Here is a 26,972-nt window from a genome sequence, read left to right as displayed (position 1 = left end):
CGGGGGCTCAGCGCACCCGGGCGAGGTCGAGCGTCCAGACCGGGTTGGTCGGCAGCTCGCTGACCCGCTGGCCGTGCGCCAGGTGGCTCGACGGCTGGAAGAGGGGGACGAACGGGCCCCGGGCGTCGAGCGCCTGCTGCCACACGGCATACGCCACGGCTCGGTCGGCTCCGATGGACGCCCGCGCGTCATCCGTCAGGGTGTCGACCTCGGTGTCGACCCCGAGCGGCCACCCCGCGCGGAGGCCGACGAGGCCGCCGGGGGCGAAGGCGAGGTAGTTCTCGGGGTCGGTGTAGTCGGGGTTCCAGCTCCACAGGCTGAAGGCGTCGCGGCCCGCGCGGTAGCGCTCGAGCGCAGCCTCCGCCGGCAGCGGCGTCGGGGTGACGGTGATGCCGACCTCGGCGAGCTGCGCCGCGACGAGCGCCGCGACCGAGGCGGTCGGGACGCCCTGGATCGGCAGGTCGCGGGCGAAGGTGAGCGGCAAGCGCTGGCCCGCGTAGCCGGAGCGCGCGAGCGCCGCGCGGGCACCCGGAAGGTCGCGGGCCGGCACGACGGGCGGGGGTGCGACCGTCGTGGCGCCGGGAGTGGGCGTGCTCTCGCCCGGGCCCGGCTCGGTCACAGGGGCAGGCGCCGCGGCAGTCGAGGCGGGCGTCGGGGCGGGAGCCGGGTCAGGGTCGGTGGTCACCGGCGTCGTCCCCGCCGGCGCCGGGGTGGTCGGGGTGCCGGAGGGGGTCCCGTCGGGGGCGAGGAGCGACCCGACGATGCCGACCGGGATCACCCCCGCGGCCGGGATCGCGTCGCTGACCGCTGTCGCCAGAGCCTGGCGGTCGATGCCGAGCCGCACCGCCTCGGCGAAGTCGGGGTTGGCGGTCCAGGCGTTGACCTCAGGGTCGCGGTGCAGCAGCACGAAGGCGGTGGTCGAGGACAGGGCGGCCATGACCGTGACGGCGGCCTGACCCGAGCCGGCCGCTCCTGTCGCGGCCTCGGCGATGCGGTCGGCCTGCGCGGGCGAGAGGTCGAGCACGACGTCGGCCGCGCCGGAGGCGACGTCGGTGACCTGCTGGTCAGGGTCGGTGTCGCGCAGGACGACCTCGGGGAAGGCCGGTCGCGTGCCGGCCCACGTGGGGCTGACGGTGAGGCGCACCTCGTCGTCGTCGGCACCGGAGAGGACGTAGGGTCCCGAGCCGGCCGAGTTGGTCGCGAGCCACCGATCGGCCGTGTCGCCGGGGCCGATGGTGCCGCCGTTGGCCTTGACGGCTCGCGAGTTGAGGATGCCGAAGGCGGGGTTGGCGAGGATGGCCGGCAGGGCGAAGTTGGCGTCGGGCGAGGTCAGGATCAGGGTGCGGTCATCGACCCGGCGCATCGTGACGTTGCCGAGCATCGTCGCGGCCGCGCCCCCCAGACCCTTGACCCGCTCGAGGGTGAAGACGACGTCGTCGCTCGTCACCGCGCTGCCGTCGGAGAAGACGCGGCCGCTGCGCAGCCGCAGCGTGAGCCAGTTGCCCTCGGGCGACAGGGTGTATTCGGCCAGCCCGGCCTGGGGCCTGGTCTGGTCGGCTCCGTCATAGGTCGTCAGGGTCTCGTAGAGCGCCTTGGACACGAGCGCTCCGCTGCGGTCGTACTGCCTCGTCGGGTCGAGCGTCGAGTGGTCGAAGACGGTCTCGACGACAAGGGGCTCGGGCGGTCCTGTGGTCGTCGGTGTGGGCGTCGAGGTGGCCGTGCCCGTCGTGGAGGTCGGCGCGACCTCGGGGGTGGTCGTGCAGGCAGCCGTCGTGAGCAGGGCCGCGACCGTGAGCACACCCATCGCCCGAGCCGCGCGGTGGGCGCGGCGGGCGGCGGGACGGCGCATGGGGCTCCTCACGGGGTGAGCGCCCTCCGTGGTGCGAGCTGGGCGCGACTGGTGCCGGCTGACCACCCGGACGCGTCACGCGCTCCCAGCCGTCGAGGCAGTCTATCCAGCCGAGCCCGCGACGGTCGCTGCGCGCTCGACGCCCGGTGCGAGCACGAGGTAGCCCTGGGCCAGCAGCACGACCCCGATCGCCACCCACTTGCCGAGCGGCAGCTCCACGCCGTAGACCCAGCGGTCGATGAGCACGAGGCCGACCTGCAGCATGACGACCCAGCCCATCGTGACGAGGGCGAGCTCGGCGTACTTCAGCGACGACGCATACACCCAGAAGAGCACGACGAAGGCCCCCGCGCCGAGCACGAGCGCCCGGATGCCGCCGTGCTCGGCCCACTCCTTTGCGAAGAGGGCACCGACGAGGTCGAGCCCGGCGAGCATCACCATCGCCAGCGTCGCGACGACGGGCACGGGCCACGCCTCGGGGGCCTTGATCAGCGGGAAGACGTCGGCAGTGCTCATGGCAGGGGACCTCACGGGGAAGGGGCCCACGCCGCGCGGGCCCGTTCCTGTCAGAGCAACCTTCCACCCGCCTGATACCCCGCTCACAATCGAGAGAGCAGTTCCGCGCGCCCTCCCTGCGGCCGCCTACCTGATCGAGAGAGCATTCCGCGCGGCCCTCGTCTTGGAGGAGGCCGCGCGGATCGCTCTTTCGATTGGGGTGGTGGCCTCACGGCATACGCCGGGGGTGACCGGGGGAGGGGGAAGCGTCAGGGGAGCAGGTCGTCGAGGTAGAGCGGGAGCATCGCCCACCACGTCGGCCAGTCGTGGTCGTAGGCGGTGCCCCAGTCGTCGACCCGGTTGGGGATGCCCTTGGAGCCGAGCAGGTCGGCGACGGCGCGCGACTCGCCGACGTCCTCCCAGCGGCCGCTGCCCGACGCGAGCACGATCATGCGGGAGCGGAGGGTGTCGAGCGCCGGCCCCTCGAGACCACGCAGGAAGTGCAGCGGCGAGCTGAAGTAGAGGTCGTCGTTGACGACCCCGCCGACGAACTGCTCGATCGCGTAGGTGCCGCTCATGCAGACGGCGGAGCGCACGAGCTCGGGATAGCGGCAGGTGATCGCGAGCGCGTTGAAGGCGCCGATCGACGCCCCGGCGACGGTGACCGGGATGTGCTGGCCGCCGAGGTCGGAGTGGATCGCCGGGATCACCTCGCGCGCGATCGCCTCGTGGAAGCCGTTGAAGAGGGCGAGCTGGTACTCCGCCGAGCCGCGCTTCTCAGCCAGGGCGCGCCCGGCGATGCTGTCGACGGAGTAGACCTTGGCGCGACCGGCCGCGATGAGCGGCTCGAGGTGGGAGATCATCTTGTGCCGCTCCACCTCCTCGGCGTCGCCGCCGGCGGTCGGGAAGAGCAGCACCGGGCTGCCGTAGGAGCCCCACCGCGCCACGGTGAGGTCATGGCCGAGGCGGTCGGAGTACCACCGGTCGGTCACCTTCATGCGCACTCCTTTGTCGATCTCATTCGTAGACGAACTTCTGGGGTCCTGGGAAGAGCCAGGAGAGGCCGTCGCCGAGGCGGTCGCGCCAGTTCTCCCAGTTGTGGCCGTCGCGCGACTCGACGTAGCGCACGCGCATGCCGGTGTGACGGAAGACGGGCACCATCGACCGGTTCGGCGTGATGAGCGGCTCGTAGACGCCGCACGTCATGAAAATGCGGTCGACGACCGCCGTCGGCCGGAGGCGGTAGCGGTTGACGAACTTGACCACGGGGTCGAACGCCGGGCCGCCGCCGTGCTCGAACCCGATGTCGGTGAAGACGAGCGACGCCGACTGGAGCAGGAGCGAGCCGAAGTAGCCGGGGTAGCGCACCGCCGTCGAGAGTGAGGCGACGCCGCCGAACGAGCTGCCCATGAGGCAGCGCGCCTCCGGGGTGTCGATGAGCGGCAGTCGCTCGTTGAGCAGCGGCACGAGCTCGCGCGCGATGAAGCGGGCGTGCGGCGCGTGGTGCGGATACTCCTTGAGCCGGTCGCGCGGCGGCACGAAGACGGCGATGAGCGGGTCGACGTCGAGGCGGTGGATGAGGTTGTCGAGCACGATCTTCATCGCCGCGAACTCGAGGTAGTCGGTGCCGTCGTGGACGACGAGCAGCGGGTAGCGCTGGGCCCGGTTGAAGCGCGCGGGCAGGTAGATCTGCACCGGCTGGTCGCGGCGCAGGGCCCGGCTGCGGACCTGCTCCTCGACGAGGGTGCCCTGACGGGCCTCGGGGTCGTAGCGCGCCCACTCGGGCACCCGGTAGCCGATCGCCGCGCACACCGACGACGAGCCCATCGGGCTGTGCGCGAGCCGGCTGTTGAGCGGGTCGTTGAAGCGCTCGTAGTGCTCGCCCTTGCGGATCTCGATCTGGTATTCCACCCGCGATCCCTCAGGCAGGACCGTCGTGCCGGCCCAGAGGTCGGACTCGCCGATCCGCTTGAGCGGCAAGGGATCCGGGAGCCCGACGACCCGGTGGCGCACCCACGCCTCGTCGACGTCGCCGCGATAGAGGAAGGTGGCGCGCTCGCCCTCGATGATGGGCGAGCCGAAGCGGGTGATGAACCGGTCGATGGTCGGGCCGTCGAGCGGCACGCGCTCGCGCAGGCGGTTGACGGCCAGACGCTCGGGAGGGCTCATGAGGCGGCCCCCACCACGGCGACATGGCCGTCGAGGCCGAGATAGCGCGCCCCCGCGGGCAGCTCGCTCGACCCGTCGGGGAAGCGCACGACCGTGCTGTCGTCGAGCAGCGTGAGCCGGTGGTCGGGGAAGCGCCGCGCCATGACGCTCATCCGGTCGAACTCGTCGAGGCGGAGCCGCCGCTTGGCGTGCGGCAGCGCGATGACACCGGGCAGCCGTCCGAGGCCGGTGTCGAAGACCTCGGCCGCCGTGACGCCGTGCGGCGCGTGGTCGTGGAAGAGCACGATCTCGTCGCTCAGCACCATGGCTCCCGCCGACCAGGCGACGATGGGCAGGTCGGCACTGATCTGCACGTCGAAGACCCGCAGGGTGCGCAGCAGGGTGCGCACGTTGCCCCCGGCGATGACGACCCCGACGCAGTCGTCGAGCAGCGCCCCGATCTCGCCGCGGTGCCAGCCGATCGTGCCGCTCTCGTCGCGAGGGGCCGTGGCGCGCACCGAGCGATAGAGGTCGGCGAGCTCGGCGACATACCAGGCGTCGACGTCGCGCACGGCCTCGATCGCGGACTGGAGGGCCACCGGCCCGATGGCGTGGAGTGAGGAGCGGTGCGCCACCGCCTGCACGGCGTCGATGGCCGCCTGCAGGCGGATGCCGTAGAAGGCACGCAGCTCGTCCTGCCGGTCGCGGAAGAGCCGTGCGGCCGCAGCGAAGTGCTCGTCCTTGTCGAGCACGTCCATCATCCGGTGGTGCAGCTGCAGGTTGACCCCGCGCCCCTCGAGGTGTCCGGCGAGCTCGGCGTCCTCGCTCTCGCGCTCCTCCCAGCCGGAGTTGATCATCGCGATCGGCCCGTCCAGACCGAGGGAGCGCACAGTGGCGCCCACGGTCGTGGTGAACCGTTGCGGGCCAAGGAGGATCGTCGTCATCAACGCGCGTGCATGCGGATCGTCTGGCCGATGTCGTCGAGCACGGCCCGCGCCGTGTCGTAGTCGTGGTGGCGCACGCGCACCCAGGCGTTGGCCATGTAGCCGGCCTCGACGGACTGCGTGCCGTGCCCGACGGGCGGGAAGTGCGAGTCGATGATCGAGTCGCCGTGCCGGGCCTGCATCTCCTCGATGCCGGTGTAGCCCGTCACCGACCCGTCGTGGTCAGGGCGCAGCGCGACGATCCCGGCGGCATACGTGCGTCTCATGGGCTGCTCCGGGCGGCCGTGCGTGATGACGTGCGCCCACTCGCGATAGACGTCGACCTCGTTGGCGGCGGAGTAGAGGTCCCACGCGCCGACGCCGGGCGGGCGCGCGCCGATCTCGCTGAACTTCAGGCCCTTCGGGCCGTAGAACCACTCCATGTGGGTCGCCGAGGTCTCGATGCCGAGCGCCTCGATGACGCGGTGGCCGAGGGTGCGCACCTCCTGGTAGAAGTAGTTGCCGGGGTCGTCGATGCGGTTGGTCGTGATGAACTGCGGCGAGATCCAGCGGTGGCGCATCGCCTCGAGGACGTTGGGGTAGTAGTGCGTGGCCCAGTCGTGCACGACCCTGCCGCCCACGGTGATCGTGTCGTAGAAGCCCTCGTGGCCCTCGACGAACTCCTCGATGGCGATCGACGTGGCGCCCTCACGGGCGTAGCCCTGCAGCGCGTGAAGCAGCTCGTGCTCGTCGTTGACGCGGACGGTGCCCTGGGCGCCGGCGCCCGCGCGCGGCTTGAGGATGAGCGGATAGCCCTCGCGGTCGGCGAATTCGTGTGCCTCTGTGGCGGATTCGACGGCAGCGCTCGCCGCGGTCGGCACGCCGGCCTGGCGCAGTGCCTCCTTCATCGAGGGCTTGTCGCGGCACAGCCACGTCGTGCGCACGCTCGTGCCGGGGATGCCGGTCGCCTCGCGCACCTGTGCAGCAGGCATCGTGTGCGCCTCGACCGTGGCCTCGAGCCCGTCGATCCAGACGCGGTCCTGGAAGTAGCGCACCGCCTCGACCATCTGCTCGACGTTGGTCACCGAGCCGACGCGGTAGTAACCGCTCAGCTGCCCGCGCAGCTCACCGTCGAGGTGCCCCTCCTCCGTCTCGCCGATGCCGTAGACGTTGGCGCCCACGGAGGCGAGCGCGTGCACGAAGCGACGCTGGTTCGCGGGGAACGAGGGCTCCACGAAGATGATGTTCACGGGCCCGACGCTATCGGTCGGCTCGGAGCGACGCCACGGAACCATCGGCGCGGCGACGTCGCTCCGGCTGTATGCCGTGCCGCGGGCTCCCGCGGTCAGGTGCCCTCAGGCGTGGCCCTGGGCCAGATCGATGGCGTGCGCTCCCTGCGTCTGCTGGATGTCGTCGGGCAGGTCCTCGAACTCCATGACCCGGCGCACCTCGACCGACACCTCCTCGAAGAGGCTCGCGAAGCGCTCACCCAGCGCGATCGCCTGGTCGCGGGAGTCGACCTGGAGCACGGCGAAGCCGCCGATGACCTCACGTGCCTCGGTGAAGGGTCCGTCGGTGACCGTCGTGCCGCTGGCGCGCTTGCGGATGAGCGCCCCCTCGGAGCTCTCGTGAACCCCTTCGGCAGCGAGCAGCACGCCCGACTCGGCGCACTCCGTCATGAAGGCACCCATCGCCTCGACGAACTCGGTGCTGGGGTTCCAGGCCTCGGGCCGGGTCTCGTCGAGCTTGTGGATGAGCAGGTAGCGCATGTCGTCTCCTCGGACGTCGGTGGTGGGTGCGGCTCTGCAGGTGGCTCTGACTGCCAGCCTGCACCCCCACGTCGATCGACGTGCCCTCACCTCGACACCCCGTTTCCCCCAAACCCGATCGAGAGAGCAATTCCGTCCGGTCAATCGGGGTCACAGCGAGCCGCGCACTGCGGCATTCCGGCTCTCGTCCTACGGTGGATCCACGTCGTCAGGGAGGCAGACATGGATCAGGGGCCCGGGCGCCCGCAGTGTGCCCTCATCTCCGGTGCCGGCATCGCCGGTCCGGCTCTCGCCCACTGGCTCACCCGCTACGGCTGGGAGACCGTCGTCGTGGAGCGGGCGGCGAGCGTGCGCCCGGGAGGTCAGAACATCGACGTGCGGGGAGCCGGTCGTGAGGTGACGCGCAGGATGGGACTCGAGCAGGCCATCCGCGACGCGACGACGGGCGAGGTGGGCACCCGGTTCGTGACCAGCGACGGTGGCGCCATCGCCGAGTTCCCCGCGGGCACCTCACAGAGCGGTGGCACGACCGCCGAGGTCGAGATCCTGCGCGAGGACCTGGCAAACCTGCTGGTCGAGCAGACGCGCGATCGGACCGAGTACGTCTTCGACGACCACATCGTCGCGCTGAGCGACGAGGGTGGTCACGTGCGGGTGGCCCTCGCGAGCGGCGCCGAGCGTGACGTCGACGTGGTCGTGGCGGCCGACGGGCTGCACTCGGCGACACGCGGCCTCGTCTTCGGACCGACAGCCACGATCTCCCCGTTGGGGTTGCAGATGGCGTGGCTCACCATCGACCGCACCGACACCGACGACCAGTGGTGGCGGTGGTACAACGCCCCCGGCGGGCGCGTCGTGACCCTCCGCCCCGACAACGCGGGCACCACTCGGGCGGCGCTGTCCTTCCGCGACGCACCTGAGGGAGCGGAGCTCCTTCCCCGCGACCAGCAACGGCAGCTGCTCGAGGACGTCTTCGCCGGCGCCGGGTGGCAGACGGAGAGAGTGCTCGCCGGAGTCCGCGACGCCCCGGACTTCTACCTCGAGGCCGTCGCCCAGGTGCACGTGCCGCAGTGGAGTCGCGGCCGGGTCGCCCTGCTCGGCGACGCAGCCTCCGCCCCGTCACCCGTCAGTGGCATGGGCACGAGCCTCGCGCTCGTCGGGGCCTACGTGCTCGCCGGCGAGCTGGCGTCGCACGTCCACCACGTCGACGCCTTCCGCGCCTACGAGCGCGTCATGCGCCCGTACGTCGAGCAGGCGCAGAAGCTGCCGCCGGGGGTGCCGTGGATCGCGCACCCCCGCACCGGCGCCGGCATCGCTGCGATGCGCACGGCCCTGCGCCTCGCCTCCAGCAGGGTCGTCCAACGAGCCGGCGACCTCTACTCCCCGCCGGCCGATCGCATCGAGCTGCCCGACTACGCCCACCTCGAGACCTGACACGGCCACCCCTCCCCACAATCGAGAGAGCGATTCGTCCGGCCAAACCAGCGACAACGGCCCACCGTCCCGCACGCCGAGCGCGCGGAATCGCTCTCTCGATCAGGGACGCGCCTGCGGGATTGCTCTCTCGATCAGGGAGGCGGGTGCGCGGGATTGCTCTCTCGATCAGGGGGACCGCGCGGGATTGCTCTTTCGATCAGAGCCAGCCGCGGTCTTGGGCGACGCGGGCTGCCTCAGCGCGCGTCGACGTGCCGGTCTTGCCGATCGCCGAGCTGAGGTGGTTGCGCACCGTGCCCGCGGAGAGGTGGACCACGGCGGCGATGGACGCGACCGTGCCCCCGCCCAGGGCCACCGCGAGCACCTCGCGCTCACGCTCCGTCAGCGGGTTGGCGCCGTCGATGAGTGACTCGGTGGCGAGGGACGGGTCGACGACGCGCAGGCCGGCGTGCACCTTGCGCACCGCGTCGGCGAGCTGACGTGCCGGGGTGTCCTTGACGACGAAGCCCGACGCCCCGGCCTCGAGCGCCCGCCGCAGGTAGCCCGGCCGACCGAAGGTCGTGACGATGAGCGTGCGCACACCCGGCAGCTGGTCGCGCACCGCCGCTGCGGCCGCGATGCCGTCGAGGCCCGGCATCTCGATGTCGAGCAGGCAGACGTCGGCGCGGCTCTCGCGGGCCCGGGCCACCACCTCGTCGCCCCGGCCGACCTCGGCCACGACCTCGAGGTCGCTCTCGAGAGCGAGCAGGGCGGCGAGCGCACCACGCACGAGCGCCTGGTCGTCGGCGAGCAGCACGCGGATCGTCGTGCTCACAGGACCACCTCCAGCACGGTGCCGTGGCCCTCGTCCCCGGTCGTGAGCGAGAGCCGCCCACCGGCCGCCTCGACTCTCTCGCGGATGCCGCGCACGCCGTTGCCCTCTGGCCGCCCTTCCAGCCCACGACCGTCGTCGCGCACGACGAGACGGTTGCCCTCCAGCTCGACCCAGCACTCGTCGGCGTCGCTGTGGCGCACGACGTTGGTCACCGCCTCGCGCAGCACCCAGGCCAACACCGTGCGGTGGCGCGGGTCGACCACGTCGACCGCGCTCGCCTCGTCGGGCAGGTGCGCCGCGATGCCAACCCCCGCGAGCGCCCTTCTTGCAGAGACGATCTCGTCGCCCAGACGTGCTGCGCGCAGGCCACCGACCGTCGCCCTGATCTCGGCGAGCGCCTGACGGCTGAGGGTCTGGATCTCCGCGAGCTCGGCCTTGGCGCGCTCGGGGTCGAGGTCGACGAGCCGCTCGGCCAGCTCGGCCTTGACGGCGACGACCGCGAGCGAGTGGCCGAGCACGTCGTGCACGTCGCGGGCCACCCGCTCGCGCTCGGCGACGAGGGCGAGCTCGCGCGACATCGCGACGTACTGCCCGCTGCGGTCGGTGACGAGGCGGATGCCGGCGGCCATGGCCCCGACCGCGAAGGCGATGATCGCCACGACCCACGTGCCCTCGCCGGGGTCGACGACGAGGCCGACGAAGGCCGCCACGGCCACGCTCGCCACCCAGAGGCAGATCCCCCACGTCATCGGCAGCGCAAACATCCCGAACGACACGAGGAAGGGCAGGAAGCTGAGCGCCGCCACCCCGATGAGGGGCACCGTGCCCAGCCCACAGGCGATGAGCGCGAGCACGTAGCCCGCCCCGAGCCCCGCGGTGGGCTGGCACCGCCGCTCGCGCCGCTCGAGACGCTGGGCCCCCAGCACGAAGATCGCCGTGAAGGCCCCGATGAGCACGATTCCGATGCCGACCTGCCACCACGCCAGGTCCGAGCTGAGGAGCGTGATGAGGGGGAAGACGAGGAAGACGAGCCAGACCGCGCGGATGACCCAGCCGTAGCGCTCCCACGGGTCGCGACCCTGACCGCCGCCGGCCCGCAGCGGTGGCATCGCGCTCGCGTCAGGCCCGCCGGACACAGCGGGCCCGCCGGCCATGGCGGGCCCGACCGCCGAGCCACCCGCGCCGGTCATTGCCGCTCCCGACCCCGCCGCACGAAGTAGACCGCGCCGACACCGAAGATGGTCAGCCACACGACGACGTTGAGCACCGGCACCCACAGCGGGTCCTGAGACCCGTCGGTGAGGTAGCCCTCGGTGAGCGGATAGCGCGCCAGGGCGGCATACCCGTAGAGCGGAGTGAACTTGGCGAACGTGAGCAGCGCGCCCGAGAGCGGGATGAAGAGGTTGCCGAGGAAGGCGAAGATCACCATGGTGCCGCTCGCGGCGCCGACCGCGGCCTCCGACCGGAAGACGGTGCCGACGAGCAGGCCGTAGACGGCGAAGACCGCGGAGCCGAGCAGGCACAGGACACCGCTGAAGACCCAGTCCGACGCGGTGCCGCGGGCTCCCGTGGCCGCGCCCAACGCATACGTCAGCAGGATCGGCACGGCGGCGACGGTCATCGCGATGGCCGCCTTCATGGCGATGTAGGACGAGTCGGGCAGCGGCGTGAGCCCGAGCTGACGCCCCCAGCCCTGCTGCCGCTCGATCGCCGACTGCCCGCCGATGCTCGTCGTGGCGGTGAGGGCGCCGTAGGCGGCCATGCTGATCATCACGTACATCGCGACGTTGCCGCTGCCGATGCTCGCGTCCTTGTTGTCGACGGTCGCGCCGAAGATGAGGTAGAAGAAGGCGGGCAGCACTGCGGTGAAGAACATCCCGCTCCAGTCGCGGGTGATGCGGCGCATCTCGAGCAGCGTGAAGGTGGCGTTCATCGGGCCACCTCCTCGGTCTCGGCGCCCACCCGAGCCGGTATGCCGTCCGGCGGGCCGTCGCTCGCAGGCTCGGCCACCGTGCGCCCGGTGAGCGCCATGAACGCCTCCTCGAGCCCGGCGCTGGTGATCTCGAGATCATGGACGCCGCGCTCCGCGAGCAGCAGCCGGGCCACGTCATCGGCGTTGCTCGTCGTGACGACGACGCGATCACCGCGGCTCGTGACGGTGCGCACCCCGTCCAGGCGGCGCAGCGACGCGCTGATCGAGGCGATCGCCTCGTCAGGCACGACCGCCGTCACCGTGCGGCTCGTCGCCTGCGACCGGATCTCGGCGGTGGTCCCGTCGGCGACGACCCGGCCACCGGCCACGAGGACGATCCGGTGCGCGAAGGCGTCGGCCTCCTCGAGGTAGTGCGTCGCGAAGACGACGGTGCGCCCGGCGCTGGCGTCGGCGTGCATCGTCTGCCAGAACTCGTAGCGAGCGCTGACGTCCATGCCTGCCGTGGGCTCGTCGAGGATGAGCAGGCGCGGGTCGGGCAGCAGGGCGAGCGCGAACCGCAGCCGCTGCTGCTCGCCTCCGGAGCACTTCGACACGCGGCGGTGCGCCAGAGCTGCCAGCCCGGCGCGGTCGATGACCTCGTCGACGGGGGCGGTGACGGCATACGTCGACGCGATCATGCGGACGGTCTCGCGCACGGTGAGGTCGCGCAGCAGGCCACCCGTCTGCAGCACGGCCGACACCTCGCCGGCCACGACCGCGTGGCGCGGCGGACGGCCGAAGACCCGGGCGGTGCCGCTCGTCGGCTCCGTCAGGCCGAGCACCATGTCGAGCGTCGTCGTCTTGCCGGCGCCGTTGGGGCCGAGGAAGGCGACGACCTCGCCGTGCCCGACGGTCAGGTCGATGCCGTCGACCGCGGTGACCTCGGTGTCGGCCGAGCCACGCAGCGGTCGGAAGCTCTTGACGAGGTTGCGCAGCTCGATCGCGGGCGCTCCCGGGCGGCCGACGGTCGGGGGCGGTGTGGTGTGCATGGCCCCAGCCTGCCGGTCCGGGCGCCTTCGCGTCGGCAGCAGGCGTCACGACCTGCCCATGACAGGTGTCACGACACGTCACCACCGCGGCGCCATCGCGGCGGGATGGCGGCGGGATCGCGGTAGCGATCGTCGCGAAACGCCTGAGCCGGCGACGTTCTGCCCGTTAGGGTCGAGCAACCGACGAGGAGAGCCCGATGCCGATCACTCGCCACAGCACCCCGACCACGACGATGACCGGTGCGGTCGCGAAAGGGTCGGCGAGGGCCGGGAGCCCGCGGCCCGTCGCGCACCACTGGCGCCTGCGCCAGCGAGCGCCGCTCGTGCTGCTCGTCGCGGTGGCCGGCGTCCTGTCGCTCGGCGCCTGCGGCGACTCGACCCCCGACCTCAACGGTCAGTCGTACACGTCGACGGAGGTCCGCGGCCACGACCTCGTCGCGGGCAGCACGGTGACGCTCGCGTTCGAGGACGGGCGGATCTCGGCCAACGCCGGGTGCAACACGATGAACGGCTCGGCGACCTGGGACGGCGGCACGCTCGTCGTCGCCGAGCCGCTGGCCTCGACGATGATGGGCTGCGAGGACGACCTGGCCGCGCAGGACCAGTGGCTGAGCTCCTTCCTCACCTCCTCCCCGGCGCTGAAGGTCGAGGGCGACACCCTCACCCTCGGCGACGCCAGCTCGGGCATGACGCTCACCGCCAAGCAGTAGGGCGGCCCCACCGGCTCGGCAGCCACCCCTGCCGGTTCGCCGGCGCAGGGGGCATGATGAGCGCCATGGCGGCCTTCGACGTGCACCTCGACACCGACCTGCCGGCCGCCGAGGCCTGGCGGCGCGTGCTCGACCTGCGCGGCCACAGCGAGGTGATCCCGCTGACGACCGTGACCGGTGAGCAGATGGAGGCGGCGGCGCTCGTGCCGGGCTCGCGCTTCGTCGGACGCACGGCCCTCGGACCAGTCGGCTTCGACGACGTCATGGTCGTCGACTCCATCGAGCAGCCCACCGACGGGTCAGGGGGTCGGGCCCGAATCCACAAGCAGGGCAAGGTGATCCGCGGAACGATCGACCTCCGGGTGACACCGCACGGCCCGACCTCGACGGTCGACTGGTCGCAGCAGATCAGCGTGCGATGGGTGCCACGCGTGGCCGAGCCGGTGGTCGCCCGAGTGGCCCGGACGGCATACCGCAAGGCCTTGGTCGAGCTCCTGCGGCGCGGCTGACGTCCATCGCCGGTCGGGGGCGGGCGATTCGCCCGAAACGCCACCTCGCCCCACACGGCGCTGCCACGATGGACGCATGAGCGACGACTCCGCGGAGGGCGAGCGAGCCATCTTCAGGGTGGGCGGTCAGTCGGGCGCCGGCGCGGGTGGTGCCGGTGCGGGTGGAGGCGGTGCGGGCACGCCGCCCACGGGCGGTCCGGCAACTCATACGACAACGACCACCACCCCCGCTGACCCACCGACCATCTGGCACAAGGGATTTGCCATCACCAGTGCGATCGTGATCGCGCTGCTCCTCGGCGCCTTCGTCGTCATGTCGCAGCTCTTCGCCGACAACCTCGGGCTCGACGCCGCAGAGACGGCCAAGCTCGACGGACGCGCGCTCATCGGCGCTCGCGTCATCGGGCCGGTGACCGTCGTGGGCGTCGCCGTCACCCTCTTCGGCGTCTGGATGGCGATGACGGAGTGGCGCGGCCGCTTCACGAAGGCGCCGACGGCCACCGGCGAGCGAGAGATCCCCGACCCGTCCAGGATCATCGAGGCGCTCGGCAAGCTGCGCGGTGCCGCCCTCGTGCTCGTCAGCGGCATCGTCATCCTGCTCGGCGTCGCGTGGATGACGAGCGCGACGGCGTCCGCCCCACCGGCACCGTCGCCCACCTCCACCGCGACTGCGAGCCCGACGACGTAGGGCCGCAGCGCCCAGGCCCGAGGGGGCAAGCCAATCCGCCGGGCACGCGGGTGACGAACCCCGTGCATGATCCGCATCAGACTCGCCCTGAGCGGCATCCTGGCTGCCGCCGCCGGGATCGCTGCCGGCCACCTCGTGGCCGGCTTCGTCGACCCCGCGACGTCGCCCGTGCTCACCATCGGATCGACGGTCATCGACCTGACGCCGACCCCCGTCAAGGAGTGGGCGGTGGCCCGCTTCGGCACGGCGGACAAGCCGATCCTGCTCGGCTCCGTCGTGCTCGTGACCCTCGTGGCAGCAGCCCTCATCGGACTGCTCGCGCGTCGGCGGCGGGTGCTCGCAACGAGCCTGCTCGGCGTGCTCGTCCTGCTGACCGGCGCCGCGGCCCTCACCCGGCCGACCTTCGCCCCGGTCGACCTGGCACCCACCCTTGTCACGCTCGTCGCCGGCCTCGGAGCCTTCTGGTGGCTGACGGGCCTCGCGCTGGCCGGTGACCGCGATCGCGGTTCTGCCACCGAGCGCCAGTCTGGAGCGCGCCCAGCCGGTCGCCCGGCCGGTGGCTCGGCCGATGGCTCGACTGGCCGCCGGGCATTCCTCGGTGGCGCCCTCGCAGTCACGGCGCTGTCGGTGCTCGCGGCTGCCGGTGGGCAGCTGCGCGCCGGCGCCCAGGCGGCGAAGCGGCTCGTGCTGCCACGCCCTGCCGACCCGGCGCCGGCCTTCCCCGCCGGGCTCGAGGCCAAGGTCCCCGGCATCACCCCGCTGCGCACCCCCAACGACACCTTCTACCGCGTCGACACCAACCTCGCGGTGCCGCGCGTCGACGTCGACGGCTGGACCCTCGAGGTCGACGGCATGGTCGAACGCCCCTTCAGCCTCACCTTCGACGAGCTCGCGGCCATGCCCCTCATCGAGCGCGACATCACGATGACCTGCGTGTCCAACGAGGTCGGCGGCGGCTACGTCGGCGCCGCCCGCTGGCTCGGGGTGCCCCTGCGCGACGTGCTCGACCGCGCCGGCATCAGCGGCGCGCCCGACCAAGTACTCAGCACCGCGGTCGACGGCTTCACCATCAGCACGCCCCTCGACGTCGTGCGCGACGGTCGCGACGCGATGATCGCCATCGGCATGAACGGCACCCAGCTGCCCGAGGCGCACGGCTTCCCGGCCCGCCTCATCACCCCCGGCCTCTACGGCTTCGTCGGCGCGACGAAGTGGCTCACCAAGCTCACCCTGACGACGTATGCCGCCGAGCAGGCCTACTGGACCCAGCGGCAGTGGGCGACGGACGCCCCCATCAAGACGAGTGCCCGCATCGACACCCCCCGACCGCTGTCGACGATCAAGGCCGGCAAGACCGCCATCGGCGGTGTCGCGTGGGCCCAGCACCGCGGGGTCGGCAAGGTCGAGGTCCGCATCGACGAGGGGGACTGGCAGCAGACCGAGCTGGGCCCGGAGGTCAACATCGACTACTGGCGCCAGTGGTATCTGCCCTGGGACGCCGAGCCGGGCCTGCACCGCATCGCCGTCCGTGCCGTCGACCGCAAGGGCCAGCCCCAGATCGTCGAGCGGGCCACGCCCTTCCCCAGCGGCTCCAGCGGCGTCCAGGAGGTGGTGGTGACCGTCGAATGATCGCCGATGACTGTCATGAACCGCGAAAGAAGTTCTCGCACAGACCAATCCGGCACGACGCCGGCGCCGAACCACCGATGACCGTGCACCACACAGCCACAAGGAGTGACTGACATGATGAGCATGAAGACCCGCACCACCTTTGCCGCCCTCGCGATCGCCCTGCCCCTGAGCCTCGCCGCCTGTGGCAGCTCGACCGACACGGCGACGACCTCCCCGGGCGCCGGCTCGACCCCTGCCGCCACGAGCTCCGACTCGATGACGAGCTCGACCCCCAGCGACACGATGACCTCCTCCGAGTCGATGGACGCGATGTCGGCCACCTTCGGTGAGGGCTGCGCCGCCGTGCCGAAGGACGGCAAGGGCTCGTTCTCCGGCATGGCCACCGACCCGGTCGCCACTGCCGCGAGCAACAACCCGCTGCTCTCGACACTGGTCACCGCCGTCAAGGAGGCCGGGCTCGTCGACACCCTGAACTCGGCTCCCGAGATCACCGTCTTCGCGCCGACCAACGACGCGTTCGCCAAGATCCCGGCCGCCGACCTCAAGGCCGTGCTCGCCGACAAGCCCACCCTGACGAAGGTCCTCACCAACCACGTCGTCGCGGGCAAGCTCTCGCCGGACCAGCTTGCGGGCGACCACAAGACGCTCGCCGGCACCACGATCACCGTCAAGGGATCGGGCGAGAACTTCACCGTCGGCACGATGGACGCCAAGGTCATCTGCGGCAACGTGATGACGGCCAACGCCACGGTCTACATCATCGACTCGGTCCTGCTTCCCTGAGCGTCGACTGACCCTCGACCGACCCTCACTGACGCAGACTGACGGACTGGGCGACACAATGGATCCCATGTCACGCTTCTCGGTGGTCCCCTCCGGCGACAGCTCGCCGGAGGGGCCCGCCCGCATCGATCTCGAGCGCCTGCTGCGCAGGTCCGCGGCCGGTGACGAGGACGCGTTCGCCCAGCTCTACGACGCGGTCTCGTCGAGGCTCTACGGCCTCGTCCGCCGCGTCGTGCGCGATCCGGCCCAGTCGGAGGAGGTGGCCCAGGAGGTCTTCCTCGACATCTGGCGCCACAGCGCCCGTTTCGACCCCACCCGCGGCAGTGCCCTCTCGTGGATGCTCACCATCGCGCACCGCAAGGCCGTCGACCGGGTCCGCTCGGCCGAGGCCGCCCGTCACCGCGACGACAACTACGGCACGACCAACCAGGACGTCACCCACGACTCCACGTCGGAGGCCGTCGTCGAACGGCTGGATGCGGAGCGGGTTCATCGGGCTCTCGCGACCCTGACCGAGGCGCAACGACAGGCCCTCGAGCTCGCCTACCTCTCGGGCTACACGCATACGGAGGTGGCGACGATGCTCGACTTACCACTCGGCACAGCGAAGACCCGCATCCGAGACGGACTCATCAGACTTCGAGACACGTTGGGGGTGACCTCATGAGCGACGACATCCACGCGCTCTCCGGCGCATACGCCGTTGACGCCCTCGACGACGTCGAGCGGGAGCAGTTCGAGCGGCACCTCGCCGGCTGCTCGGCCTGCCAGGCCGAGGTGGCCAGCCTCGTGGCCGCGGCGACCGCACTGTCCTCGCTCAGCGACGTGGCTCCGCCGCCGTCGCTGCGGGCCAAGGTGCTCCAGGGCATCACGACCGTGCGGCCGTTGCCCCCGGTCGTCCCCGCCGATCGCGAGCAGCGCGACCTCGGCAGCCAGCCGCCCGCCGCCGCGGGAGCCACGCCGTCGGCGCCCGAGCCGGCCCCAGCGCCCGCTCCCGTCGCCGCTCCTCAGGCCGCGCCTCAGACCGCACCTGAGACCGAGGCGGAGGAGCAGCCCGCGCCCGACGAGCTCGCCGCCCGTCGAGCCGGTCGGCACGCCGACACCCGCCGCAGCCCGCTGCGCTGGCTCGTCGCCGCAGCGACGGCGGCCATCCTCGCCATCGGCGGCTTCACGGTCTGGCGCTCCACCGACGGCGGGTCCACCCCACCACCGACCGTCGCCGAGCAGGTGCGCACCGCCCCCGACGCGAAGACCTCGTCCGACGTCGCCCTCCCGGGCGGCGGCACGGCGACCGTCGTGCGGTCGGCCTCGCTCGGCAAGGCGGTCGTCATCACGTCCGACCTGCCCAGCGCCCCGGCCGGCAAGGTCTACCAGCTGTGGCTGCAGGACACCGAGGGCCAGTTCACCTCGGCGGGCCTGATGGCAGCAGCGGGCGACCAGACGGTCGTGCTCCAGGGCGACGCAGCAGACGCCCAGGGGGCCGGCATCACGGTCGAGCCGGCGGGCGGCTCGGAGCAGCCGACGTCCAACCCGATCGCGTTCTTCTCCTTCGCCTGACAGCCGTCGGGCGGTCACGGGCACACTTCCGGCTTCCCCAGCTGGCGCCCGCGACCGCCCGACCCCATCTCTCACGTCGAGTGCCCAGTTCCTGACGCTCGCCAAAGTCGAGGTCGGGAAGTGAGCACTCGACGTGCCGCTTGGTCGAGTCCCCATTTTCCGACGGGGTATGCCGGTCGGGAACTGGGCACTCGACCGGGCATGTCGTCGGGAACTGGGCACTCGACTCCCCACCCGTCGAGTGGGCAGTTCTTGACACCCCCCACGGTCAAGTGCCCATTTTCCGACGGGGTATGCCCGTCGGGAACTGGGCACTCGACTGGGTTGGGCGCGGGTATTGCGGAGTCGCAGTTAGTGCGGCACGATGGAGTCATGGACCCCGCCCGCACCACGACGCAAGAGACGATCGCCGACGCCCTCCGGGCCGCGTCGGCGGCGCTCGCAGCGGCCGATCCGGCGACGCCCGCAGCCGCCCTGCCGCTGCTCCGCGAGGCCCAGCACCACCTCACCGTGGCCACCGACGAGGCCATGGCCGCGGTGCTCGTCACCGAGGGCGGCTCGATCCGCACGACGGGGGCGCTTGCCGGGCTCTCGGAGAACGCCGTCGGACCGCGCCTCGCCCGCACGCGGCTGCTCGCCGCTTACGGCTCTGAGTCCGGTCGCGTCACCGCTGCCGGCGTCGAGCGCGCCCGCTACGACCTCGAGGAGGGTCGGCACCGCGACGGCACCGACCTGCCCGAGCCACCCGCGCCGATGCGCTTCCGCGCACGCCGCACCACCTGAGCGAGACCACCTGAGCGAGAGAGGCACCCCATGACCGACCCGAACCTCACGCACCTCTACTTCCTGCTCGACCGCAGCGGCTCGATGCAGTCGATCAAGGGAGACACCGAGGGCGGCTTCGACGCCTTCATCGCCGAGCAGCGCACCCAGCCGGGTGAGTGCCGGGTGACGCTGGCGCAGTTCGACGACACCTATGAGCAGGTCTACGCCGACCTGGCCGTCGCCGAGGTGCCCCCGCTCCAGCTCCACCCGCGCGGCACGACAGCCCTGCTCGACTCCATCGGGCGGCTCATCGGCGAGGCGGGCGGACGCCTGGCGGCGCTGCCCGAGGACCGTCGGCCGGGGGTCGTCATCGTCGGCATCATGACCGACGGGCACGAGAACGCGTCACGCGAGCTCACCCACCCCCAGGTCAAGGCCCTCATCGAGCGCCAGACCCGCGACTACTCCTGGCAGTTCCTCTACCTCGGCGCCGACCAGGACGCGATCGAGGTGGGCGCGAGCATCGGCGTCTCGGCCGCCAACTCGATGACCTACGGTCGGGGGCGTGTCGCCGAGGCCATGGCTGCGACGTCGCGCAACATCGGACGCACCCGATCGGCCGTGGCCGCCGGCGCCACCCCCACCGAGGCAGCCCTGCACATGGCCTTCGACGACGAGCAGCGCGTCGCCGCAGCCGAGTGAGCGGCCCGGGCGGCCCGGGCGGCGCGCGGCGAAGGGCGCGTCGCCCCGGCAGGGTCGGGGGTACGTTGTCGCCATGAGTGACGACCGGGGCGAGGGCCCCGACCCGGCTCCCGCGGAGGAGCAGTTCACCGTGCCGATCCCGAGCGCCGCTGCACCGCAGTCCGTCCCGGGCCCCGGGCAGCCCCCGCCGCCGTCCGCTCGATCTGCCTACCCGCCGCCGACCTCGCCGCCGCTGCCCTATCCGCCACCGGCCCACGACCGGCTGCAGACCCAGGTCCTGCCCGTCGCCGAGCCGACCCGGCAGCTGCCGCGTCCGCCGTGGGAGGGCGGGCCGCCCGTCGCCACCCCGGGCCTCACCGGGGCCCCCGCCCCCGCCACCGCGGCGACGCAGGACCCCGACGCGGTGCCCGACCCGCTCCTCGCCCAGATCGGCGCCGCCCTCTTCTGGATCACGGTCGGCTGGTGGGTCACTGTCGTCGTCAGACTCCTCGGCACGCTCGTGCGCCAGGGCCCCATCTCCACGCTCTTCATCGAGAGCGTCGGCCGCTGGCCCGAGGAGATCATCGTGGCCGCGGTGATCTCGGTGCTCGCGGCCCTCGTGCTCCTGCTCGGGCGTGGTCCCCGCGGCCGTGACCTGCTCGGATGGGCCTCCGCAGCACTCGCCGTCGTCACGGTCGGGGTCGCCATCTGGCGCCTGCTGCCGTGATCGCCCAGCGCCCCCGTCACCTGCCGTGCTGAGCGCCGCCGACGCCGACGCGGTGGCCGTCGCCTTCGCGCTCGGGCACGACGCGCGACTCGAGGGCCCGGTCGCGCGCGGGCAGCTCGGGCAGGTGTGGCGCCTCGACACCAGCACGGGCCCGTATGCCGTCAAGGAGTGGTTCGCCGAGCCTGACCTCTCAGAGGTGGCTCGGGACGCAGACTTCGTCGCTGCCGCCCGCTCCGAGGGCGTGGTCACGCCGGCGATCGTCCGGGCGACCGACGGAGCAGTGAGCGCCGTGATCCCGGACGGCTCCGCGCGCGCAGGCACGGCGATCCGGGTCTTCGAGTGGGTCGACCTGCTGCCCCGCACCCGCCTGCTCGACCCGAGCGCGGTGGGCTCGACCCTGGCCGCGCTGCACCGAGCCGGCGCACCCACCCGCGAGTCCGTGGACAACTGGTTTGCCACCGGCGTCGGCGAGTCGAGCTGGGTCTCCTTGCAGCAGAGGGTCGCTCGCGAGGGAGCGCCCTTCGCCCCGGTGCTCGGCGCCCTGCTTGGCGACCTCATCGCCGTGGAGTCCGTCATCGAGCCGCACGAGGCGCCGATCGTGTGCCACCGCGACCTGTGGGCCGACAACGTGCTGCCCACCGCAGACGGACGGGTCTGCGTCATCGACTTCGAGAACCTCGGTCCGGCTGACCCCAGCCAGGAGCTCGCCATGGTGCTCTTCGAATTCGGGGCAGACGACCCGGCGCGGTCGCGGTCGATCCACACGGCATACCTCGACGCCGGTGGACCCGGGCGGGTGACCCGGCGCGGTCACTTCACAATGCTCGTCGCGGAGCAGGCCCACATCGGCCAGCTCGCGTGCTCGCGGTGGGTGGGAGCGTCGCACGCCACCGAGCGCGAGCGGCTGGCTGCATGGTTCCTCGAGATCCCGGACGACCCGGTGACCCTCGCCCGCATCGACCGGATCCTCGCCGCGGTCAGCTGACCTGCGGCTACCCGGGAATACCCCATGGGGGTATGTCGTTGACGTCGGTATGAACACATCGATGCCGGATCTGGCCCCATCCGCACCCGAGGGGCACGACGCACACACGGGCCACCCCACGCACCAGGGCGGCCACCACACCCCCACCCACGACGGGACCGATGGGGGCGGCAGCGGCGCCCACGCAGGCCACGCTGGTCACGGGGCCGACCACGCGGCGATGTTCCGCCGGCTCTTCTGGCTGATGCTGGCCCTGGCCGTGCCGGTCGTCGCCGCCTCCGGGATGTTCGCGATGATCGTCGGCTACTCCCTGCCCGACCTCGCCTGGGTGGCGTGGGTGTCGCCCGTGCTCGGCACGGTGATGTATCTCTGGGGAGGCCGGCCGTTCCTCACGGGGGCGATCGACGAGATCCGCGCCCGCCGCCCGGGCATGATGCTCCTCGTCGGGCTCGCCATCAGCGTGGCCTTCGTCGCGTCGTGGGGCGCCACCCTGGGGGTGCTCGACCACCAGCTCGACTTCTGGTGGGAGCTCGCCCTGCTCATCGTCATCATGCTGCTCGGGCACTGGCTCGAGATGCGCTCGCTGGCCCAGACGACCTCGGCGCTCGACTCGCTGGCGGCGCTGCTGCCCGACGAGGCCGAGCGCGTCGAGGACGGCGAGATCGTGACCGTGGCACCGGCCGACCTGCGCCTCGGCGACGTCGTCGTGGTGCGACCGGGCGGCAGCGTCCCCGCCGACGGAGTCATCGTCGACGGTCGGGCCGAAATGGACGAGTCGATGGTGACCGGCGAGTCGCGCACCGTCGCCCGGACCACCGGCGAGCGGGTCACCGCGGGCACCGTCGCCACCGACTCCGGCCTGCGCGTCGAGGTGACCGCCACCGGTGACGACACGGCGCTGGCCGGCATCCAGCGGCTCGTCGCCGCAGCCCAGAGCTCGTCGTCACGCGCCCAGCGCATCGCCGACCGTGCCGCGGCGTGGCTCTTCTGGTTCGCCCTCGGCGCCGCGGCGATCACGGCTCTCGTGTGGTCGGTCGCGGGGAGCCCCGACGAGGCGGTCGTGCGCACCATCACCGTGCTCGTCATCGCCTGCCCCCACGCCCTCGGTCTCGCGATCCCGCTCGTGGTCTCCATCGCCACCGAGCGCGCTGCCGCCGCAGGCGTGCTGGTGAAGGACCGCCTGGCGCTGGAGAGCATGCGGACCGTCGACGTCGTGCTCATCGACAAGACGGGCACGCTGACCACGGGCCAGCCCACGCTGGTCGCCATCGAGGCCGCCGACCCCGAGCACCTCGACGAGACCGCCGTCCTCGCGCTGGCCGCGGCGGCTGAGACCGACAGCGAGCACCCCCTGGCCAAGGCCATCGTGCGAGCAGCCCGCGACCGCGGGGTGTCAGTGCCCGAGTCGACCGGCTTCACCTCCTCCCCCGCCGTCGGCGTCACGGCCACGGTGTCCGGCCGCGAGGTCAGGGTGGGTGGCCCGAGGCTGCTCGACGAGGCCGGCCGCACCGAAGTGGCCGTTGCCGACGCGTGGCGCGACCACGGTGCGATCATCCTCCACGTGCTGCAGGACGGCGTGGTCGTCGGCGCGCTCCGGCTCGAGGACGCTATCCGTCGCGAGTCGCGACAGGCCGTGGCTGAGCTGAAGGCCCGCGGTGTCGAGGTCGTCATGGTCACCGGTGACGCCGAGGCGGTCGCCCGCTCGGTCGCCGACGAGATCGGCATCGTCCGGTGGTTCGCTGGGGTCCGACCCGAGGACAAGGCCGCCACGGTGCAGCAGCTGCAGGACGAGGGCAAGCGGGTCGCGATGGTCGGCGACGGCGTCAACGACGCCCCGGCCCTGGCCCAGGTCGACGTGGGCATCGCCATCGGTGCGGGCACCGACGTCGCCATCGCCTCGGCAGGCGTCATCCTCGCCAGCGACGACCCGCGCTCGGTGGTGTCGGTCATCGACCTGTCGGCCGCGAGCTATCGCAAGATGAAGCAGAACCTCTGGTGGGCGGCGGGCTACAACCTCGTCTCCGTGCCGCTCGCAGCGGGCGTGCTCGCCCCTGTCGGCTTTGTCCTGCCGATGTCGGTGGGTGCGGTGCTCATGTCGCTCTCGACGATCGTCGTGGCGCTCAACGCCCAGCTGCTGCGGCGCCTCGACCTGCGGCCGGACGCCCGCTAGAACACCCGGTGGCGCCGCACGACCCTCCGCCCAGGACGGTCGTGCGGCGCCGACAACCCCGGTGCACCAGAGGGGCTCGCGCTGGCAAGGTGGGCGGCATGGACATGAAGGCGACCCTCCACGACTACCTCAAGGGCCAGCGCGAGACCGTGCTGTGGAAGCTCGACGGCATCTCGGAGCGTGACCAGCGCATGCCGATGACGACCTCGGGCACCAACCTGCTCGGCATCGTCAAGCACCTCGCCGGTGTCGAGGCGGAGTACTTCGGCGGCTGCCTCGGCCGGCCCTGGCCCGAGCCGATGCCCTTCTGGGACGACGACGCCGAGCCGAACGCCGACATGTGGGCGACGGCAGAAGAGTCGCCGGAGGCGATCGCCGACCTCTATCGGCGCGTCGTCGCGCATGCCGACGTCGGCATCGCGGAGCTGCCGCTCGAGGCACCTGCGACGGTGCCGTGGTGGAACCCCCAGGAGACCACCCTGCACCGGCTCCTCGTGCACATGCTCGCTGAGACGGCCCGCCACGCCGGGCACATGGACATCCTCCGCGAGGAGATCGACGGACGGCGCGGCATGCTGGCCGCCCACCCCAACCTGCCCGAGGGCGACGCGGCCTGGTGGAGCGCCTACGTCGACCGGCTGCGGGCCGTGGCCGAGCAGTCAGGCTGACGGTCGGGCCGACGGCCACTCGGGGCTGAGGCGGACGACATCGCCCACGACGATGACCGCCGGTGCCCGCACGCCGCGCTCGGCCGCAAGATCGGCGATGGTCGCGACCGTGCCGACCGTCGTGCGCTGGTCAGGCTGGTAGCCGCGCTCGACGACGGCCACGGGGCAGTCGGCGGATCGCCCGTGGGCCACGAGCAGGTCGGTCGTGCGGTGCAGCTGGGTCACGCCCATGAGCAGCACGAGGGTGTGGTCGCCGCCCGTCGGCAGGGCGGGGATGTCCTCGTGACCGGTCACGACGGAGAAGCCGCGCGCGACGCCGCGGTGGGTGACGGGGATGCCCGCCGCCGCGGGCACGCTGATCGCGCTCGTCACGCCCGACACGACCTCGACCGGTATGCCGTGTGCCTCGCACGCGTCGCGCTCCTCGCCTCCGCGCCCCAGCACGTAGGGGTCACCGCCCTTGAGACGCACGACGCCGAAGCCGCGCTGGGCCTCCTCGACGAGGATGTCGTTGATCCGTGACTGCGGCACGGGGTGGTTGCCCGGCGTCTTGCCGACGTCGATGACGCGCACCGAGGCGGGCAGCCGGTCGACGACCGCGCGCGGAGCGAGCCGGTCGACGACCACGACGTCGGCCGACGCGAGCAGCTCGCGCCCGCGGGTCGTCAGCAGCCCGTCGATGCCCGGACCGCCGCCGACGAGCGCGACCCAGCCCTTGCGGCCGTGGGTGCGGGTGCGTCGGAGGTCGAGGCCGCCAGTGGCTATCGCCTGCTCCACCCCGTCGCGCACGGTCACGGCGAGACCGGGGTCGCCCGCGGCATACGCCGAGACGGTGACCCGGCCGTCCGGGGTGGTGACGTCGGCACGTGCGGTCATGCTGGCCGACGTCGCCGCGGCATCGGTCGCGTCGATGCACCACAGGCGCAGGGCCTCGGCGTCGGCCGCGACCTCACGGTCGACGGACGGCTCACCGGTCGCCGTGTGCACCAGCCACGCGCCGTCGAGGTCGGAGGGGCCGACGTAGTCACGCTCGACCCACTCGACCCGCCCGGCGTCAGCCAGGTCGCGCAGGTCCTCGCAGAGCCACGGGGTCACGACGCGCACGACGGCGCGCTCGTCGAGAAATGCCCGCACCCGGCGGGCAGACACGGGACCGCCGCCGACCGCGACGACCAGACGTCCGCCCAGGTCGAGCACGACCGGCAGCGCCGCCTTCGGCGCAGCAGGCTGGTTGCTCGACCCAGCCGCGCGGGTCTTCGGGGGGGACACGGGGGGCGGAGCCCCCTGTGCGTCTAGATCTCCCATTCCTCGTCACCCTCCGGCTCGGTGGGGGCAGGGGCCGCGGTGGGCAGGGTTGCGCCGACCATGCCGGCGGCGACGGTGCGGCCGTCATGGGCGTCGATGAGCAGGAAGGAGCCGCCGCGGCGCGAGACCGAGTAGTTCTCGACCGGCAGCGGGGCCGCCAGCCTGAGCGTCACGAGCCCGATGTCGTTGAGGGACAGGGCTTCTGCGGGCACGGCGTGCAGGTTGTCGAGATCGAGCACGCCGCTCAGCGAGCGCACCGCGGTCTGCACCGTGCGCGAGCCGTGCTTGATGAGCAGCCGCTGCGCGGGCCGCAGGGGTGCGTCGCCCAGCCAGCAGACGACGGCTTCGATGTCCTGCGTCGGCTCGGGGGCGTCGGCAGCGGCGGCGATGACGTCGCCGCGCGAGATGTCGATCTCGTCGGCGAGCCGCAGCGTCACCGACTGGGGCGCGAAGGCCTCCTCGAGCGAGCGCTCGCCGAGGTCGATGCCGACGACGGTCGTGCGCCGACCGGACGGGAGCGCCACCACCTCGTCACCGACGCGCACGACGCCCGACGCCACCTGGCCGGCATACCCCCGGTAGTCGCGGTGCGCCTCGTCGCGCGCGGCGCCCTGGGGGCGGATGACGAGCTGCACGGGCAGGCGGAAGGACTCGTGTGCGGGGTCGTCGGACGGGGGCAGGGCCTCGAGCAGCTCGAGGAGGCTCGGACCGGCATACCAGGGCGTGAGCGTGGAGCGCTCGGCGATGTTGTCGCCCTCGAGCGCGCTGACGGGGATCGCGATGGCCTGCGAGACGCCGAGCTCGCGGGCCACGGTCTGCACCTCGGCCTCGACGCGCTCGTAGACCTCCTGCGAGAAGTCGACGAGGTCGATCTTGTTGACGGCGACGACGACGTGGGGCACCCGCAGCAGCGCCGTGACGGCGAGGTGCCGGCGGGTCTGCTCGAGCACCCCCTTGCGGGCGTCGACGAGCAGCACCACGACGTCGGCCGTCGAGGAGCCGGTGACGGTGTTGCGGGTGTACTGCACGTGGCCGGGGCAGTCGGCCAGCACGAACGAGCGCTTGGCCGTGGCGAAGTAGCGGTAGGCGACGTCGATGGTGATGCCCTGCTCGCGCTCGGCGCGCAGGCCGTCGGTCAGCAGCGCGAGGTCGGCGGCGGTGAGGCCGCGGTCGCGGCTCACCCGCTCGACGGCGGCGAGCTGGTCCGAGAGCACCGACTTCGTGTCGTGGAGGAGGCGCCCGACGAGGGTCGACTTGCCGTCGTCGACCGAGCCGGCGGTGGCGAGGCGCAGCAGGGTGCCGTGGGCGGCACCGGCGACGGCGGCCGGGTCGAGGGTGGGCGTGGCTGCGGTCGCGGTCTGCGCGGGAGCGCTCATGTGAGCTGGTCCTTGTCTAGGGG

General features: G+C 72.4%; 27 protein-coding genes. 14 read left to right on the top strand and 13 right to left on the bottom strand.

All coding sequences use genetic code 11. The features are described from left to right. Positions 1-7: 7 nt before the first annotated feature. The 7 genes from LG278_RS01620 to LG278_RS01590 form a co-directional block, all read right to left on the bottom strand. The gene (locus LG278_RS01620; RefSeq protein ID WP_404390276.1) at positions 8-1,849 is read right to left on the bottom strand and encodes an ABC transporter substrate-binding protein; all 1,842 of its coding nucleotides are present in this window, start codon (positions 1,847-1,849) and stop codon (positions 8-10) included. Positions 1,850-1,951: 102 nt separating this feature from the next. Next, positions 1,952-2,365, bottom strand: coding sequence for a hypothetical protein (locus LG278_RS01615; protein ID WP_404390274.1), 414 nt, complete (start codon positions 2,363-2,365; stop codon positions 1,952-1,954). A 248-nt stretch (positions 2,366-2,613) separates the two neighbouring features. Continuing rightward, positions 2,614-3,342, bottom strand: a complete 729-nt coding sequence (locus LG278_RS01610; protein ID WP_404390272.1) for an esterase family protein — start codon at positions 3,340-3,342, stop codon at positions 2,614-2,616. 19 nt (positions 3,343-3,361) lie between these two features. Continuing rightward, the gene (locus LG278_RS01605; protein ID WP_404390271.1) at positions 3,362-4,513 is read right to left on the bottom strand and encodes an alpha/beta hydrolase; all 1,152 of its coding nucleotides are present in this window, start codon (positions 4,511-4,513) and stop codon (positions 3,362-3,364) included. After that, complete coding sequence (locus tag LG278_RS01600; protein ID WP_404390269.1) at positions 4,510-5,436, bottom strand: Type 1 glutamine amidotransferase-like domain-containing protein; 927 nt, start codon at positions 5,434-5,436, stop codon at positions 4,510-4,512. The genes LG278_RS01605 and LG278_RS01600 overlap by 4 nt, the downstream gene beginning before the upstream one ends. Next, positions 5,436-6,665 carry an acetyl-CoA carboxylase biotin carboxylase subunit family protein gene (locus LG278_RS01595; protein ID WP_404390268.1) on the bottom strand — a complete coding sequence of 410 codons (1,230 nt, stop codon included), beginning with the start codon at positions 6,663-6,665 and terminating at the stop codon, positions 5,436-5,438. Before LG278_RS01595 ends, LG278_RS01600 begins: the two co-directional genes overlap by 1 nt. A 105-nt stretch (positions 6,666-6,770) precedes the next feature. Continuing rightward, a complete protein-coding gene (locus tag LG278_RS01590; protein WP_404390266.1) occupies positions 6,771-7,184 on the bottom strand; it encodes a YciI family protein in 414 nt (137 codons plus the stop codon). A 222-nt stretch (positions 7,185-7,406) separates the two neighbouring features. On the opposite strand from LG278_RS01590, the gene LG278_RS01585 reads away from it, so the two are divergent. Continuing rightward, the gene (locus LG278_RS01585; protein WP_404390264.1) at positions 7,407-8,618 is read left to right on the top strand and encodes an FAD-dependent monooxygenase; all 1,212 of its coding nucleotides are present in this window, start codon (positions 7,407-7,409) and stop codon (positions 8,616-8,618) included. A 199-nt stretch (positions 8,619-8,817) separates the two neighbouring features. On the opposite strand, the gene LG278_RS01580 is transcribed toward LG278_RS01585, so the two are convergent. The 4 genes from LG278_RS01580 to LG278_RS01565 are packed head-to-tail and all read right to left on the bottom strand — an operon-like array spanning position 8,818 to position 12,393. Beyond that, positions 8,818-9,432, bottom strand: a complete 615-nt coding sequence (locus LG278_RS01580) for a response regulator (protein WP_404390262.1) — start codon at positions 9,430-9,432, stop codon at positions 8,818-8,820. Continuing rightward, on the bottom strand, positions 9,429-10,622 hold the full coding sequence (locus LG278_RS01575) for a sensor histidine kinase (protein ID WP_404390260.1): 1,194 nt from the start codon (positions 10,620-10,622) through the stop codon (positions 9,429-9,431). The genes LG278_RS01580 and LG278_RS01575 overlap by 4 nt, the downstream gene beginning before the upstream one ends. Then, a complete protein-coding gene (locus LG278_RS01570; RefSeq protein ID WP_404390258.1) occupies positions 10,619-11,365 on the bottom strand; it encodes an ABC transporter permease in 747 nt (248 codons plus the stop codon). Before LG278_RS01570 ends, LG278_RS01575 begins: the two co-directional genes overlap by 4 nt. Continuing rightward, entirely contained in the window at positions 11,362-12,393 is a 1,032-nt protein-coding gene (locus LG278_RS01565; protein ID WP_404390256.1) for an ABC transporter ATP-binding protein, read from the bottom strand. The genes LG278_RS01570 and LG278_RS01565 overlap by 4 nt, the downstream gene beginning before the upstream one ends. 197 nt (positions 12,394-12,590) lie before the next feature. Between LG278_RS01565 and LG278_RS01560 the strand changes: the two genes are divergently transcribed. The 13 genes from LG278_RS01560 (at position 12,591) to LG278_RS01500 (ending at position 24,268) form a co-directional block, all read left to right on the top strand. Then, positions 12,591-13,103 (top strand): META domain-containing protein, encoded by a 513-nt coding sequence (locus LG278_RS01560; RefSeq protein WP_404390254.1) that lies wholly within the window; start codon positions 12,591-12,593, stop codon positions 13,101-13,103. Between the two features lie 65 nt (positions 13,104-13,168). Continuing rightward, positions 13,169-13,612, top strand: coding sequence for an SRPBCC family protein (locus LG278_RS01555; RefSeq protein WP_404390252.1), 444 nt, complete (start codon positions 13,169-13,171; stop codon positions 13,610-13,612). 76 nt (positions 13,613-13,688) lie between these two features. Then, entirely contained in the window at positions 13,689-14,300 is a 612-nt protein-coding gene (locus tag LG278_RS01550) for a hypothetical protein (RefSeq protein WP_404390250.1), read from the top strand. Between the two features lie 66 nt (positions 14,301-14,366). Then, positions 14,367-15,929, top strand: a complete 1,563-nt coding sequence (locus LG278_RS01545; protein ID WP_404390248.1) for a molybdopterin-dependent oxidoreductase — start codon at positions 14,367-14,369, stop codon at positions 15,927-15,929. Positions 15,930-16,046: 117 nt separating this feature from the next. Further along, positions 16,047-16,715, top strand: a complete 669-nt coding sequence (locus LG278_RS01540) for a fasciclin domain-containing protein (protein WP_404393503.1) — start codon at positions 16,047-16,049, stop codon at positions 16,713-16,715. A gap of 67 nt (positions 16,716-16,782) precedes the next feature. Beyond that, a complete protein-coding gene (gene sigK, locus LG278_RS01535) occupies positions 16,783-17,382 on the top strand; it encodes an ECF RNA polymerase sigma factor SigK (protein ID WP_404390246.1) in 600 nt (199 codons plus the stop codon). Next, on the top strand, positions 17,379-18,272 hold the full coding sequence (locus tag LG278_RS01530; protein ID WP_404390244.1) for an anti-sigma factor domain-containing protein: 894 nt from the start codon (positions 17,379-17,381) through the stop codon (positions 18,270-18,272). The genes sigK and LG278_RS01530 overlap by 4 nt, the downstream gene beginning before the upstream one ends. Positions 18,273-18,644: 372 nt before the next feature. After that, positions 18,645-19,055 carry a hypothetical protein gene (locus tag LG278_RS01525; protein WP_404390242.1) on the top strand — a complete coding sequence of 137 codons (411 nt, stop codon included), beginning with the start codon at positions 18,645-18,647 and terminating at the stop codon, positions 19,053-19,055. 30 nt (positions 19,056-19,085) lie between these two features. Then, positions 19,086-19,739: a VWA domain-containing protein gene (locus LG278_RS01520; RefSeq protein ID WP_404390240.1), complete on the top strand. Its 654-nt coding sequence runs from the start codon at positions 19,086-19,088 to the stop codon at positions 19,737-19,739. 73 nt (positions 19,740-19,812) lie between these two features. Then, positions 19,813-20,445 carry a hypothetical protein gene (locus tag LG278_RS01515; protein ID WP_404390238.1) on the top strand — a complete coding sequence of 211 codons (633 nt, stop codon included), beginning with the start codon at positions 19,813-19,815 and terminating at the stop codon, positions 20,443-20,445. A 25-nt stretch (positions 20,446-20,470) separates the two neighbouring features. Continuing rightward, complete coding sequence (locus LG278_RS01510) at positions 20,471-21,430, top strand: phosphotransferase enzyme family protein (RefSeq protein ID WP_404390236.1); 960 nt, start codon at positions 20,471-20,473, stop codon at positions 21,428-21,430. A 61-nt stretch (positions 21,431-21,491) separates the two neighbouring features. Further along, complete coding sequence (locus LG278_RS01505) at positions 21,492-23,600, top strand: heavy metal translocating P-type ATPase (protein WP_404390234.1); 2,109 nt, start codon at positions 21,492-21,494, stop codon at positions 23,598-23,600. 98 nt (positions 23,601-23,698) lie between these two features. Beyond that, positions 23,699-24,268 (top strand): DinB family protein, encoded by a 570-nt coding sequence (locus LG278_RS01500; RefSeq protein ID WP_404390232.1) that lies wholly within the window; start codon positions 23,699-23,701, stop codon positions 24,266-24,268. Here LG278_RS01500 and cobA read toward each other — a convergent pair. Both cobA and LG278_RS01490 read right to left on the bottom strand, forming a co-directional pair. After that, positions 24,260-25,537, bottom strand: coding sequence for a uroporphyrinogen-III C-methyltransferase (cobA, locus tag LG278_RS01495; protein WP_404390230.1), 1,278 nt, complete (start codon positions 25,535-25,537; stop codon positions 24,260-24,262). The two genes, LG278_RS01500 and cobA, sit on opposite strands and share 9 nt — an antisense overlap. A gap of 23 nt (positions 25,538-25,560) precedes the next feature. Then, complete coding sequence (locus tag LG278_RS01490; RefSeq protein WP_404390228.1) at positions 25,561-26,949, bottom strand: sulfate adenylyltransferase subunit 1; 1,389 nt, start codon at positions 26,947-26,949, stop codon at positions 25,561-25,563. Positions 26,950-26,972 lie beyond the last annotated feature (23 nt).

The sequence above is a fragment of the Humibacillus xanthopallidus genome (assembly GCF_044793955.1).
GTDB lineage: Bacteria > Actinomycetota > Actinomycetes > Actinomycetales > Dermatophilaceae > Humibacillus > Humibacillus xanthopallidus_C.
The sequence above is the reverse complement of the archived record's forward strand: the minus strand, read 5'-3'. Positions and strand labels throughout refer to the sequence as shown.